The organism is Nocardia albiluteola (assembly GCF_018860155.1).
GTDB classification, from domain to species: domain Bacteria; phylum Actinomycetota; class Actinomycetes; order Mycobacteriales; family Mycobacteriaceae; genus Nocardia; species Nocardia albiluteola.
The window spans coordinates 662,366-674,877 of sequence record NZ_JAHKNI010000002.1; the positions used below are offsets into that span (position 1 = coordinate 662,366).

General features: G+C 68.2%; 11 protein-coding genes. 7 read left to right on the plus strand and 4 right to left on the minus strand.

Features of this window, described 5'->3' with window-relative positions:
• Positions 1-164 precede the first annotated feature (164 nt).
• Positions 165-1,181, plus strand: coding sequence for an inner membrane protein YhjD (gene yhjD / locus KO481_RS08900; protein ID WP_215916494.1), 1,017 nt, complete (start codon positions 165-167; stop codon positions 1,179-1,181).
• A gap of 27 nt (positions 1,182-1,208) precedes the next feature.
• On the opposite strand, the gene KO481_RS08905 is transcribed toward yhjD, so the two are convergent.
• Positions 1,209-1,607 carry a YbaB/EbfC family nucleoid-associated protein gene (locus tag KO481_RS08905; RefSeq protein ID WP_215916495.1) on the minus strand — a complete coding sequence of 133 codons (399 nt, stop codon included), beginning with the start codon at positions 1,605-1,607 and terminating at the stop codon, positions 1,209-1,211.
• 179 nt (positions 1,608-1,786) lie between these two features.
• Between KO481_RS08905 and KO481_RS08910 the strand changes: the two genes are divergently transcribed.
• From KO481_RS08910 to KO481_RS08920, 3 genes are all read left to right on the plus strand, one after another.
• Positions 1,787-2,485 (plus strand): YbaB/EbfC family nucleoid-associated protein, encoded by a 699-nt coding sequence (locus KO481_RS08910; protein WP_215916496.1) that lies wholly within the window; start codon positions 1,787-1,789, stop codon positions 2,483-2,485.
• A gap of 7 nt (positions 2,486-2,492) precedes the next feature.
• The gene (locus KO481_RS08915; protein WP_215916497.1) at positions 2,493-3,977 is read left to right on the plus strand and encodes a WXG100 family type VII secretion target; all 1,485 of its coding nucleotides are present in this window, start codon (positions 2,493-2,495) and stop codon (positions 3,975-3,977) included.
• A 273-nt stretch (positions 3,978-4,250) separates the two neighbouring features.
• A complete protein-coding gene (locus KO481_RS08920; RefSeq protein ID WP_215916498.1) occupies positions 4,251-5,282 on the plus strand; it encodes a WXG100-like domain-containing protein in 1,032 nt (343 codons plus the stop codon).
• A 49-nt stretch (positions 5,283-5,331) separates the two neighbouring features.
• Here KO481_RS08920 and KO481_RS08925 read toward each other — a convergent pair whose 3' ends face one another.
• Positions 5,332-6,678, minus strand: coding sequence for a D-alanyl-D-alanine carboxypeptidase family protein (locus tag KO481_RS08925; protein ID WP_372451962.1), 1,347 nt, complete (start codon positions 6,676-6,678; stop codon positions 5,332-5,334).
• A 120-nt stretch (positions 6,679-6,798) separates the two neighbouring features.
• Here KO481_RS08925 and KO481_RS08930 point away from each other — a divergent pair, with 120 nt between their 5' ends.
• Both KO481_RS08930 and KO481_RS08935 read left to right on the plus strand, forming a co-directional pair.
• The gene (locus tag KO481_RS08930) at positions 6,799-8,523 is read left to right on the plus strand and encodes an MFS transporter (RefSeq protein ID WP_281066035.1); all 1,725 of its coding nucleotides are present in this window, start codon (positions 6,799-6,801) and stop codon (positions 8,521-8,523) included.
• Positions 8,513-9,154 carry an acyl-CoA-like ligand-binding transcription factor gene (locus tag KO481_RS08935; protein WP_372451963.1) on the plus strand — a complete coding sequence of 214 codons (642 nt, stop codon included), beginning with the start codon at positions 8,513-8,515 and terminating at the stop codon, positions 9,152-9,154. The genes KO481_RS08930 and KO481_RS08935 overlap by 11 nt, the downstream gene beginning before the upstream one ends.
• Here the strand turns inward: KO481_RS08935 and KO481_RS08940 are convergent, their stop codons facing one another.
• On the minus strand, positions 9,155-10,036 hold the full coding sequence (locus tag KO481_RS08940) for a phenylalanine 4-monooxygenase (RefSeq protein ID WP_215916499.1): 882 nt from the start codon (positions 10,034-10,036) through the stop codon (positions 9,155-9,157).
• A gap of 308 nt (positions 10,037-10,344) precedes the next feature.
• Between KO481_RS08940 and KO481_RS08945 the strand changes: the two genes are divergently transcribed.
• A complete protein-coding gene (locus KO481_RS08945; RefSeq protein ID WP_215916500.1) occupies positions 10,345-11,997 on the plus strand; it encodes an L-lactate permease in 1,653 nt (550 codons plus the stop codon).
• Between the two features lie 59 nt (positions 11,998-12,056).
• Here KO481_RS08945 and KO481_RS08950 read toward each other — a convergent pair whose 3' ends face one another.
• Positions 12,057-12,494: a hypothetical protein gene (locus tag KO481_RS08950; RefSeq protein ID WP_215916501.1), complete on the minus strand. Its 438-nt coding sequence runs from the start codon at positions 12,492-12,494 to the stop codon at positions 12,057-12,059.
• Between the last annotated feature and the right edge of the window lie 18 nt (positions 12,495-12,512).

Below are 12,512 nucleotides of genomic sequence, written 5' to 3' on the forward strand. Positions count from 1 at the left end.
CCCGTGGCGCGGACCGGGGATCGAATGTGACCGACGCGCTGCGGCGTTCGTCCGCACGGCGCGGGCGAAGGTGGGAGAGTAGCGGCGGTACTGGTGTGCGGGCGCGGCCAGCGGTGGTCTCCCTGTCGACGTCCGGTTGATGTGAGTTTGCTGCGGGAGGACGGGTGTTCGACGGGATCAGGGCAAAGATCAGCCGCGAGGTCGAGGCGCGGCCTTGGCTGGACCATCTGGTGCGCGCGGGCGCCAGCTATCAGCGTCAGCGCGGGAACTACTACGCGGCCGGTATCACCTACTTCACCGTGCTGGCGCTGTTCCCGCTGCTGATGGTCGGATTCGCGGTGGCCGGATTCGTGCTCTCGCGCAACCCGCATCTGCTCACCGAGCTGCAGTCCAAGATCGTGGAGAACATCCCCGGCTCGCTGGGTGGGCAGGTGACCGATCTGATCAACGAGGCGGTCAGGTCGCGGACCAGCGTCGGCGTGATCGGCCTGATCGGCGCCTTCTTGGCCGGGCTCGGCTGGATCTCCAATTTGCGTGCTGCGCTCACCGAGCAGTGGGAAGGTGAAGTGCCACAGGGTAATTGGTTCCGCGACAAGATCTCCGACATCTTCTCGCTGATCGGCCTCGGGGTGGCCATCGCGATCTCGGTGGCGCTGTCGGCGCTGTCGTCCAGCAGCCTGGGGCGCGACCTGCTGCGGCTGGTCAACCTCGAGCGCGCGCCCGGGGTGAACATACTGCTCACCGTGCTGTCGCTGGCACTGGCTATCGCGGCGTCGTGGGCCGTGTTCGTGTGGATCATCGCGAGGCTGCCGCGGCAGCCGGTGACGCTGCCGAGCGCGGGGAAGGCGGCGCTGATGGCCGCGATCGCCTTCGAGATCTGGAAGCAGGTCGCCTCGTTCTATCTGAGGAAGGTACTGACCGGCCCGGCCGGGGTCACCTTCGGTCCGATCCTGGGCCTGATGGTCTTCGCCTACATCACCGCCCGGATCATCCTGTTCGCCACCGCGTGGGCGGCCACGTCCCGCGAGAACATGATCGAGGTGACCGTGCCACCGCCCGGCGCGGCGGTCATCGAACCCCGGGTCGTCGCGGGGGTGTCGGCGCGGACCGGTGTCGCGCTGTTCGGCGCGGGCGCCGTCGCGGGTGCGGTGCTCACTCAGGCGCGGCGCGCGCGGCGGTGAGCCTCGGGGCATTGCGGCCGGGGTGCGTCAGCGTCCGGGGTTGTCCTGCGGCTCGGCCAGTTCGGGGTCGGGGAAGCGGCGGGCGTACTGATCGATGACGGCGGTGCCGGTGTCGTCCTCGCCGACCGTGTCCATAACCATCGCCTCGACCTCGTGGCGCAGGATCGCCTGGGCGCGGCGTAGGCACCGCATGATCTGCGTGGCCAGCTCGGCGGGGGCGCGGCCGCGGGCACTCTCGGCCAGGTGCAGGTCGGTGGGCACGCCGGTGTTGTCGATGGTGACGGTGATCGCGCCGTCGCGTGAGGTCTCGGTCACACTCAGGCCCGCCATCCGCCCGTGCAGGTCCTGATATCGCTCGGCTCGGCCCTCGAGATCCTGCGCCCAGGCCGCCATCTCCCGGGCCGCCGTGTTCGGATTGTCGCTCATCGCATCTCCGATTCCCCTGGTGCCCCGCGGATTTGCTCGCATCGTCCGGGCCGAAGGTACTCGCGGCCGCCGGTGCGCCGCAACAGGTTGCCCGGAACGGGTTTGCGATCGGAGGGAACCTGAGGTGGACTTCGTGCGTCAGAACGTTAGAAGCGTGAATGTTCGATCGAGGGGAACCTGTGGATCAAGCCGGTTACGACCAACTGCAGGCGCGTACCGAGGCGCTGCAGTCCGAGGTCGATGTGATGCTCGACAACTATCAGACGCAGATGGATAATATCGCCGCCGCGCGGGAGACGCTGGCGGCCGCCACTGCGCAGGGATGGTCGTCGGACAACCTGGTGCGGGTCACATGCAGTGCGGCCGGCGTTCCCATCGAGGTGTGGGTCGATCCCCAGGCGTTCAAGCGTTCCACCCCGCAGAAGCTCGGCAAGTCGATCACCGAGGCCTCGCAGGCCGCGGCGAGCGTGGCGAAGAAGGAGATCGAGGGTGTGATGGCGCCGCTGCGGGCCGCCTCGAACATCACGGTGGAAAATCCGCTCGACGGCCAGACCTCGCCCTTCCCAACGACTCTCGAAAGCATTCTGCCGCCCGCTCCGAAGGGGCCGGAACCGACCTCGTCCTATGCGGAGCCGCAGGCGCCGCCGCAGCCGTCCTACAATCAGCAGCCCTCGTACGGTCAGCAGCCGTCCTACGGTCAGCCGCAGCAGCCCACCCCCTCGTACGGCGGCCAGCCCGCGCAGCCGCCGGCCCCGTCCTACGGCCAGCAGCAGCCCTACAGTCAGCCCCCGCAGCAGCCCGGCCGTCCCGAGCCGAAGCCGGACTACGCGCCGGCGTGGGAGGACGACCAAGAGGGCCCGCACTGGAAGGGCTGGTGAGTAGCCGATGAGTAATGATTTCGAGATCGAACTCGAGGAATTCAAGGCGCACGCGCCGAAATTCGAAGAGCTCGGCAAGGATCTGCTGTCCGAATTCAAGCAGCTCAAGAGCGATATCGAGGCCGTTCACGGCAAATGGGGCAACGACGAATTCGGCTCCGCCTTCGCCAAGAACTATCTGCCCAAGGTGAAGGAGGCCTTCGAGGGCATCGAGAAGGCCGCCAAGCTCTTCGAGGAACTCACGAGCAAGTCCAAGACCGTGGCCTCGGAGTTCGAAAAGCTCGACGACGACTTCAAGTCGGCGATCGAGAAGCTCATGGGGCAGATCGACGGCAGCGGCAGTACGTCCGGAACGACGACCGGGTCGAGCACGGGCAGCGGCAGCGACGGCGGCGACGGTTCCTACAACAAACCCGCCAGCGGGCCCAGTGGCAGCGGTAGCGGTAGCGGTAGCGATTCGGGCAGCGACGGCTCCGGGTCCGGTTCGGGTTCCGGTGGCGATTCGGGCAGTACGACCACGGCCGGATACGGTGGTGGCAGCGGTGACTCCGGCGATTCGGGCACCAGCGTGTCGGGTCAGGACAGCGGCGGCTATCCGAACAACAGCGGCTCGGGTACCGGTGGCGATTCGGGCAGCACCACCAGCGGCACCGTCCAGTTCCCGTCCGACAGCGGCTCGGGCAGCGGCAGCAATTCCGCCAGCACCGATACCCACACCGCCGGAGCCAGCGGAAGCGGCACGGGCAGCGGAACCGATTCCGGTGCCGGGAGCAATTCGGGCAGCGGCAGCTCGGAACATTCGGGCACCGGTAATTCCGGCAGCGGGAGCGGTACCCCGGACCATTCCGGCAGCTCCGAGCACTCGGGCACCACGAACCATTCGGGTACCGAGCACTCGGGCACCACGAACCAATCGGGTACCGAGCACTCGGGCACCACGAACCATTCGGGGACCACGAACCATTCGGGGACCACCGAGCACTCGGGCACCGGCATCAGTCACACGGGTGCGGGCGCCAGCCACACCGGTACCGGCAGCGGCTATCTCTCGGGTAGCGGGACCGGTAGCGGATACCTCCAGGGCAGCGGCATCGGCAGCGGAAACCTGCACCCTACCGGTAACGGCAGCGGCCACCAGCCGGGTGAAAGCGGCACACCGCAGAGTAGTCACAATCCGGGGAATCCGACGAGTAGTCATAACCCGGGGAATCCGACGAGTAGTCATAACCCGGGGAATCCGACGAGTAGTCATAACCCGGGGAATCCGACGAGTAGTCATAACCCGGGGAATCCGACGAGTAGTCATAACCCGGGGAATCCGACGAGTAGTCATAACCCGGGGAATCCGACGAGTAGTCATAACCCGGGGAATCCGACGAGTAGTCACAATCCGGGGAATCCGACGAGTAGTCACAATCCGGGGAATCCGACGAGTAGTCACAACCCAGGCACGTCGCACAGCGGCCATCCACACAACGGACGCCACAAGTAGCCGGGCGTCATGGGTATCGAACTGCTTGACGACAGCGGAACCCTCCGCCGCTCGGGACACGGTGGCGCCGGCCACCGCCCGGGCGGCGCGGGGGCCCCGCGTCACCCGAACCACGGCGGCTCCCCGCCGCCTCCGGACGACCGCGCAGGCGCGCGCCGGAATCCGAGCAATAATGGTGCACAACCACATTCGAGAGCCAGCGGCGATTGGCGCGGCGGCGTCCGCGGCGGAACCACACACCCGCATCCGGGCGGGGGGACGAGGAAGTAGCTCATGGGAATCGAACTGCCGGGCCCACTCAAGCCGGTGGCCAGCCTGGTCGCGTGCAAGTGGCCCGAGTGCGACGAGACCGCGCTAAAGAATGTCGGCACGGACTGGGACAACATCGCCACGACCCTCGGCCAGATCAAGGACGAGGGCGACCAGGTCGCCAAGACGGTACTGAGCAAGATCAGCGGCGAGGTGCACGACTCCATCCAGAAGTACTGGAAGGACATCTATGACGGCCTGGACGACCTCATAACCCTGTGCAAGGCAATCGCTTTCGCGTGCCGGGTGATGGCGATGCTGATCCTCGCGATCAAGCTGTACATCATCGCGCAGCTGGTCGCCCTGGCCGCGCAGATCGCGATCGACACCGCCGCGGCGCCGGAAACCCTCGGCGCCAGCGAGGCCGAGGCGGTGGTCGCCGAGGCGGCGGCCAAGGTTGCCCTGAAGGCGGCGCTGAAGGAGCTGCTGGAGAAGATCGTCAAGGAGACCGCGATCGCCGCGGGCAAGGGCTTCCTGAAGGGCGCGGGCAAGGAGCTCGCGTGGGAGACCGCCGAGAACGCGATGGGCCTGCGCAACGGCATCAGCATGTCGACCGTGCTGCAGGCCGGTGAGCACGAGGCGGTTCAGGACGGGGTGAGCACCGCCGCCAACACCGCCCTGAGCGGTCTGGGCGTCGACACCAGCGATTCGGATGTCAGCAATGCCGTCGACAGTGCCAGCAGTTCACTCGCCGACGACACCGGCGACAGCCCCCAGAGCGACAAGGACCGCGCCAAGGACGACGGCAAACAGATCCTGAGCAGCATTTTCGGGGGCACGTCGAGCAGTTCGACCACCGACGGTTCCGCCAGCCAGGATTCATCGGACGACGGCTCGACGGCCACCTCGCAGTCCGGACTCACGGACAGCAATGAACAGACGATCAATCGCGACTACTCGTGGCAGGCGGACGCCAACGGCGGAGGGAAGCACCATACCCCGCTCGTGGAGGGCGACAACCAGTCTTCGTCGAGTTCCATCCTGAACCTTCCGTAAGGACTTGGCCCCGAACCGATTCCGATGCCGGCGGGCGCGCGGAAACCGGCTACCGCCGCGCCCGCCCGCCGATCCGCCAGGCGAGGACGACGAGGATCAGCACCACCACGATGCCGCCGACGATCGTGCCCGCGCGCAACGTTTCGTGGCTGTGGCCGGCATCCGGTGCGGCGGAAGGGCTTTGCGCCGGGGGAGTGGCCAGTGCCACGGAGGGGTTCGTGGCCTGAGCGGGCGTGCTGCCCGGTAGCGAGCCGACGGTCGCGTCCGCGGGCAACGCGAAGCCGTAGTCCAGCAGGCGAGCGGCCTGCTCGGGCGGGCGCAGCGGCAGCACGTCCGCCTTGAGCAGGGTGACGACCAGGCGGTGGCCGCCGCGCTGGGCGGCGGTGACGAAGGTCTGGCGGGCGTCGTCGGTGTAGCCGGTCTTGCCGCCCAGATCGCCCTCGTAGTCGTAGAGCAGGTGATTGTCGTTGGCGATGGCGAACCCGGGATGGTCCTTGTCGCCCTCGATCTTCGGATTGGCGGGGAAGCCCGGGAAGTCGAACTGCTCGGTGTGCACGATGCCGGCGAACGTCGGATTCGTCATGTCGTGGCGGAAGATCGCGGCCAGATCGAAGGCCGAGATGCTCTGGCCGGGACCGTCCAGCCCGGACGGCGTCGCCGCGCGGGTATCCAGGGCCTGCAGCTGCTTGGCCGTCTCGTTCATCTGCGCGACGGTCTCGTCCACGCCGCCCAGCTCGGTGGCGATGGCGTGGGCGGCGTCATTGCCCGAGCACATCAGCAGGGCGTGCAGCAGCTGATCGTTGGTATAGCGACCGCCGGCGCCGATGCCGACGCGGGTGCCGTCGGCATTCGCGTCGTCCTGGGTGCCGATGACCACCTGGTTCAGGTCGAGTTTGGGCAGCGCGTACGCGGCGAGCAGGGTCTTGAGTGTCGACGCGGGCCGGTAGCGGCCGTGTGGATCCTTCGCCGCCAGCACGCGGCCGGTGTCCAGGTCGGCGATGACCCACGCGGTGGCGGAGATGTCCTTCGGGACGGGCGGCGCGCCGGTGGGCAGGACGAGTCCGCAGGAGCCGAGCTTCGCGCCGCCCACCGGGGTCGAGGGGACCGGCAGTGGTGCGGGCGGGCGCTGGCCGGGCTCGGGCACCTCGGAGTCGTCGATCGGCGGCGGCGGGGCCGTCCTGTCCGGGCAGGTGTCGGTCTTCGGCGTGGCGAACGGCGGCGCGATGGTGGCTACCGGTTCGGCCGTGGCCACGGGGGCGAGCATGGCGTCGAGGCCGGTCAGGGAGCTCGCGCCGAGCAGTCCGGCGGCCAGCGCGCCGGCGAATCCGGCGCGCCGGATTCGGGCCGCCCGGGGGGAGTCGTTGCGGCCGGTCGAGCGGTGGTTTCGAGTGCGCATCGCCGTCGAGCTTAAGCGGAACTCGCGCGGCCGTAGCTGTGAGTTGGGCGGGCGTCTGACTCGCGGGTATTGACAGAGACAACAAAATGAGAGTTACTATCAAAAGGTAGAAAACCTCAAATGATCGGATCTGTCATGAACGGAACGGATGCACGCGGCCGGACCCCGGCCGCCGCCGCGCCGGGAGCGCTGACTTCGCCCACCTCGGCCGCCGACGATGCCCGGGTGACCCCCGCGGCGGCGAAGACCCGCTGGCTGGCCCTGAGCGCCCTGGTGGTGGCGATGCTCACCATCGGCCTCGACACCACCGTGCTGGTGGTCGCCCTCCCCACCATCGCGGTCGACCTGCACGCGAGTACCTCTGCGCTGCAATGGTTCACGACCGCCTACACGCTCGCGCTGGCCGCGCTCATGCTGCCCGCGGGCGCCCTCGGAGATCGCTACGGCCGCAAGCGCTTCCTGGTCGGCGCGCTCGCGCTGTTCGGGGCGGCGTCGGTGTGGTGCACGCTGGCGGCCTCGTCCGGCCAGCTCATCGCCGCCCGCGCGCTGCTTGGCGTCGCGGCGGCGGCGATGATGCCGCTGTCCATGGCGGTGCTCCCGGCGCTGTTCCCCGACAAGGGCGAACGGCAACGGGCACTGACGATCTGGGTCACCTCCACCGCTATCGGCATGCCGCTGGGCCCGATCGTCGGTGGCTGGCTCCTGCAGAACTTCTGGTGGGGTTCGGTGTTCCTCATCAACGTCCCGATGGCGCTGGTCGGCCTGCTGGCCGTCGCGGTCCTGGTGCCGGAGTCACGCAGCGCGAACGCCTTCCGGATCGATCTGCCGGGCGTGGTGCTGTCCGCCGCCGGAATGCTCGGTCTCACCTACGGTTTCATCCGCCTGGGCGGCCAGGGCTGGGGTGACGGCGCGGGCTGGGCGAGTGTCGCCGCGGGCGTGGTGATGCTGGCGCTGTTCATCGGCTGGCAGCGCCGCACCGCGCATCCGCTGGTGGACCTCGGACTGTTCGGTGCGCGCGGATTCCGCTGGGGCACGGTCTATTCCGTCCTGGTCAACTTCGCGATGTTCGGCATGTTCTTCACCGTGCCGCAGTACTTCCAGGCGGTGCTGGGCGTCGACTCGCTGGGCAGCGGGCTGCGGCTGCTCCCGCTGATCGGCGGGCTGCTGGTCGGCACCCGGCTGGTGGACAAGCTGCTGCCGCGCCTGGGCCTGCGCATCGTGCTGGTCGCCGGATTCCTGCTGCTGGCAGGCGGTTTGGTGATCGGCGCGCTGACCCGGGTGGGCAGCGGCTACGGCCACACCGCACTGTGGCTCACGGTGCTGGGCATCGGCATGGGCTTCGTGATGCCCGCGGCGATGGGCATGGCGATGGGCGAACTCGATGCCGAGCGGTCCGGCTCCGGCTCGGCGCTCATGCAGGCGCTGCGGCAGGCCGGTGGCACCATCGGCGTCGCGGTGCTGGGCACGGTCCTGGCGACGCAGTATCGTGCGGGCCTGGGCGGTTACGATCGCGCGCCGATCTCCGACGGGGTCAACGGCGGCGTCGCGGTCGCGCACAAGCTCGGTGATCACGCGATGCTCGCGCAGGTGCAGTCCGCGTTCGTCGGCGGTATGGGCGCGATGCTCTGGGTGTGTGCCGGGATCTGCGTGATCGCCGCGCTGGTTGCCGCGATTCTCACTCGCGGTCACGGGTCGGGTGCGCAGGATGCCGCTGAGGATGGCGGGGATCCGGCCGCGGTGGATGCGGGCATGACGGTCGGTGGCGGAAGCGCGACCGCCGTCGATACCGCGCCCGATGCTGCGGACCCGGTCGCGAGTGCGGGAGAATCGGACCATGCCGGCTGATTCCATCCCCGTCACGGAGCCTCCTCCAGCCCGGGCCCATCCGGGGGCTGCCTCGCCCCGGATGGGCCTGCGCGAGCGCAAGAAGGAGCGCACCCGCCGTACCATCCGCACCGAGGCCATGCGGTTGTTCCGGGAGCAGGGCTACGCGGAGACCACGGTCGAGCAGATCGCCGCCGCGGCGGAGGTCTCGCCCAGCACGTTCTTCCGCTACTTCCCGTCCAAGGAGCAGGTCGCCATGGCCGACGACCTGGACCCGCTGATGATCGAGGCCATTCGTGCGCAGCCCGCGGACCTGTCGCCGCTGCGCGCGTTCGTGCGGGCCACCATGGAGGTCTTCGACTCGCTCAGCCCGCAGGAGATGGAGTTCGAGCAGCACCGGATGCGCCTGATCGCGTCGGTGCCCGAACTCAGCAGCGTGATCGCTCAGGAGACCGACCGCAACATCCGGCTGCTGGCCACGCTGGCCGCCGAACGGGCGGGCCGCGACGAGGACGAACTCGAGGTCCGCGCCTTCGCCGGCGCGTTGATCGGCGCGATGATGACCGCGTTCGACCCCATGCCGGGCGGCGGCCTCGACATCGACAAGATCGGGCGGATCGCCGACTTTCTCGAGGCGGGAATGCCGCTGTAGCTAGGCCGCCCGGTGCCGGGCCACGACGTCGTCGTTCACCGTGGCGAAGAATCCGCCCACCACGTCCTCGATCTCGGAAATCGATTCGGCGCAATACAATACGGGCTGATAGTGCGTGATGTCGTAGACCGCCGTGCCCATCTCGTGGATGTTCAGTGGATGCAACTCGGCCTCGCGGAACTCCTCGATCTCGCCATAGGACGACAGCAGCCCGGCCCCGTAGCAGCGCACTTCGCCCCGCTCGCGCACCACGCCGAATTCCATCGAGAACCAGAACACATCGGCCAGGAACTTCAGTGCCGCATCGGTTTCCAGCCGGGCCACCGCCGCGCCCACCTCGGCGTAGATCGCCGCGAAGCGGGGGCTCGCCAATTGATTGGCGTGGCCGATGATTTCGTGCACCGCATCGGGTTCCGGCGTGTAGAGCGGGGCCGAATGATGGCGAATGTACTGGGTGGAATGGAAAATACGGTCGGCGAAGGAGCCGAAGAACTCCCGCAGCGGCACCAGCCCGGCCGCGGGCACGTAGCGGAATCCGCTGAGCGGCACCAGTCGTGCGGATACCTCGTCCAGCTGGGGGATGTGGTCGACCGGCAGGGCCAGGCGTCCGGCCGCGGCCAGGACCTCCGCGGAGGCATACCGTTCGTGCTTGCGGGCCAGCTCGGTGGACACGATCCGCCAGACCTGCTGCTCCTCGTCGGTGTAATCGATGCGCGGTGTCGGAGATCCCGGTCGATACGCCAGCGCCCGGGCGGCAATCGCGTTGCGGCGGGCCCGGTAGTCGGGATCGTTCACGCCGGGGTGCTCCTCGCTCAGGTGCACGGTCACATCACCTTGGGTGCTCGTGGTCACCGGCGAGTACAGCTGAGCTTCAGTGAACATGCCTTGATGCAAGCACTGCTGGGCGCATCCGACAACAAATACTCAGTTAACTTGACAAAATGCCTAGTTGATCGGGTCGGGGCTGCGGATGGCCGTCCTGGAGCACCGCATGCAAGCTTCCGGCTACGAAGGCGCTCCGGCGTGCCTGTGACGACGGCAGATCATGCGGGCCCCTGAGGTATTCGGTGCGGGCCGGTTGCGGCGTCAGCGGAGGTGAATATCTGCCGGATTTCGGGCCGGGGAGTGGTCGTTGAGAGTAAAACTTCCCGGAACGGGCTGTGCGGTTGGCCCGTTGTCGGAGGTTTGGCATGTATCACCAAGTACTCGATCCACTCGCCCATTCCCTGGCGTGGAGTTCGCTCATCGCCGCCCTGCCCCTACTGGTCCTGTTCATCCTGCTCGGGGCGCTGCGCTGGGCCGCCTGGATCGCCTCGCTGGTCTCGCTGCTCGTCGCGCTGGTCGTGGCCGTCTGGCTCTACGGGATGCCGGTGGGGCAGGCGCTGCTGTCGGGCACCGAGGGCGCCGCATTCGGGTTCTTCCCGATTCTGTGGATCGTGATCAACGCGATCTGGGTGTACAACATGACCGTCGCCACCGGCCATTTCGATGTGTTGCGCCGCTCCTTCGCCGGGGTCAGCCCCGATCAGCGGGTACAGGCCATCCTCATCGCCTTCTCGTTCGGCGCCCTACTCGAGGCCCTGGCCGGATTCGGCACGCCCGTCGCGGTGACCGCGGTCATGCTGATCGCGCTCGGATTCGCACCGCTGAAGGCGGCGGTGCTGGCGCTGACCGCCAATACCGCGCCGGTCGCGTTCGGCGCGATGGCCACGCCGATCCTCACCCTGGGCGCGGTCACCGGGCACTCCTCCGACACGCTCGGCGCGATGGTCGGCCGCCAGACCCCGGTGCTGTCGCTTTTCGTTCCGCTGGTGCTGGTCTTCATCGTCGACCGCAGGAACGGGATCCGGCAGACCTGGCCCGCGGCGGTCGTCTGCGGGGTGAGCTTCGCGATCGCACAGTACGTGACCTCGAACTTCATCTCGGTGCCGCTGGCCGACGTGGTGGCGGCGCTGGTCTCCGCGACGGGGGTCGTGCTGCTGGTGCGGGTGTGGCGTCCGTCCGCGACCTACACCGAAGGCAGCCGTCCCGCGCCGGTGATCGCCGGTGGCGCGGCCGCCGAGCCCTCGCCCGAATTCGCCCGTCGCGTAGAGCATCCCGACTCGCCACGCGATATCGTCCGGGCCTACGCGCCGTACCTGATCGTGATCGCGGTCTTCGTACTCGGGCAGATCGGCCCGATCAAGCGGCTGATCGGGCACGCGACATACACCTTCGCCTGGCCGGGGCTGCACGTGGTCAATGCCAAGGGCGCCCGGCTCGGTTCCATCACCTTCACCCTGAACCTGCTGACCTCGCCCGGAACTCAGATGCTGATCGCGGGATTGCTGACGATGATCGCGCTGTCGGTGTCGATTCCCAGGGCCATGCGGGCGTACGGAACAACGTTGTACCAGTTGCGATTCGCGATCGTGACGGTGATGGCGGTGCTGGCCCTGGCCTATGTCATGAACACCTCGGGCCAGACCATCACCCTGGGCACCTGGATGGCCGGCGCCGGCGGGCTTTTCGCGCTGTTGTCCCCGATCCTCGGCTGGATCGGCACCGCGGTCACCGGATCCGATACCTCGTCCAACTCGCTGTTCGGCGCGCTGCAGGTGACCGCCGCGGGCAAGGCGGGCCTGTCGCAGACCCTGATGGCCGCGGCCAACAGCTCCGGCGGCGTGCTGGGCAAGATGATCTCCCCGCAGAACCTCGCCATCGCCGCTGCCGCAGTGGGTTTGGACGGCAAGGAGGGCGACATCTTCCGCCGGGTCTTCGGCTGGACGCTGCTGTTCCTGGCGGCGATGTGCGTGCTGGTCGTGCTGCAGTCGACGTCGGTGCTGTCCTGGATGGTGCCTTGAGGTCGGTGAACGAGAAGGCCGCCCTCATCGAAAGATGAAGGCGGCCTTCGGAATCGGGCTCAGAAGAAGCTATCGTCGTCGCGATCGTTCCGGTCGTCGCGGTACTCGGCATCCTCGTAACCGCGCTCGTAGGCGCGGTTCTCGTCGCGCTCGTCGTCGTCCGAGAGCATGTCGCCAATCAGCATGCCGCCCACAACGCCCGCCGCGCCCGCGCCCAGCATCGCGGCGGTGCTGTGGCCCTGGCGGGGCGGCTGCTGCCCATAGCCCGGCTGGGGATAACCCGGCTGCTGAGGGTAACCGGGTTGCGGATAACCGGGCTGGGCCGGATAACCCTGCTGCGGGTACCCCTGCATGGGCTGATAGAACGGCGGCTGGGTGGTCTGGATCCGCTGCGCGCAGAACTGGCAGACCTCGACGGGCCGCGGCACACCCCACTGCGGCTGCCAGTTCACGGACATGGCCGCCGGGCCGTGGGAGGGGTCGAAGAAGCAGATCACGGGACTTTCCTTCTACGT

Bases quoted from the DNA above. Each gene is read 5' to 3' on its own strand.
- KO481_RS08930 (WP_281066035.1), top strand. From the start codon at position 6,799: ATGATCGGATCTGTCATGAACGGAACGGATGCACGCGGCCGGACCCCG.
- KO481_RS08915 (WP_215916497.1), top strand. From the start codon at position 2,493: ATGAGTAATGATTTCGAGATCGAACTCGAGGAATTCAAGGCGCACGCG.
- KO481_RS08920 (WP_215916498.1), top strand. From the start codon at position 4,251: ATGGGAATCGAACTGCCGGGCCCACTCAAGCCGGTGGCCAGCCTGGTC.
- KO481_RS08940 (WP_215916499.1), bottom strand. From the start codon at position 10,036: ATGTTCACTGAAGCTCAGCTGTACTCGCCGGTGACCACGAGCACCCAA.
- KO481_RS08925 (WP_372451962.1), bottom strand. From the start codon at position 6,678: ATGCGCACTCGAAACCACCGCTCGACCGGCCGCAACGACTCCCCCCGG.
- KO481_RS08935 (WP_372451963.1), top strand. From the start codon at position 8,513: ATGCCGGCTGATTCCATCCCCGTCACGGAGCCTCCTCCAGCCCGGGCC.
- KO481_RS08945 (WP_215916500.1), top strand. From the start codon at position 10,345: ATGTATCACCAAGTACTCGATCCACTCGCCCATTCCCTGGCGTGGAGT.
- KO481_RS08905 (WP_215916495.1), bottom strand. From the start codon at position 1,607: ATGAGCGACAATCCGAACACGGCGGCCCGGGAGATGGCGGCCTGGGCG.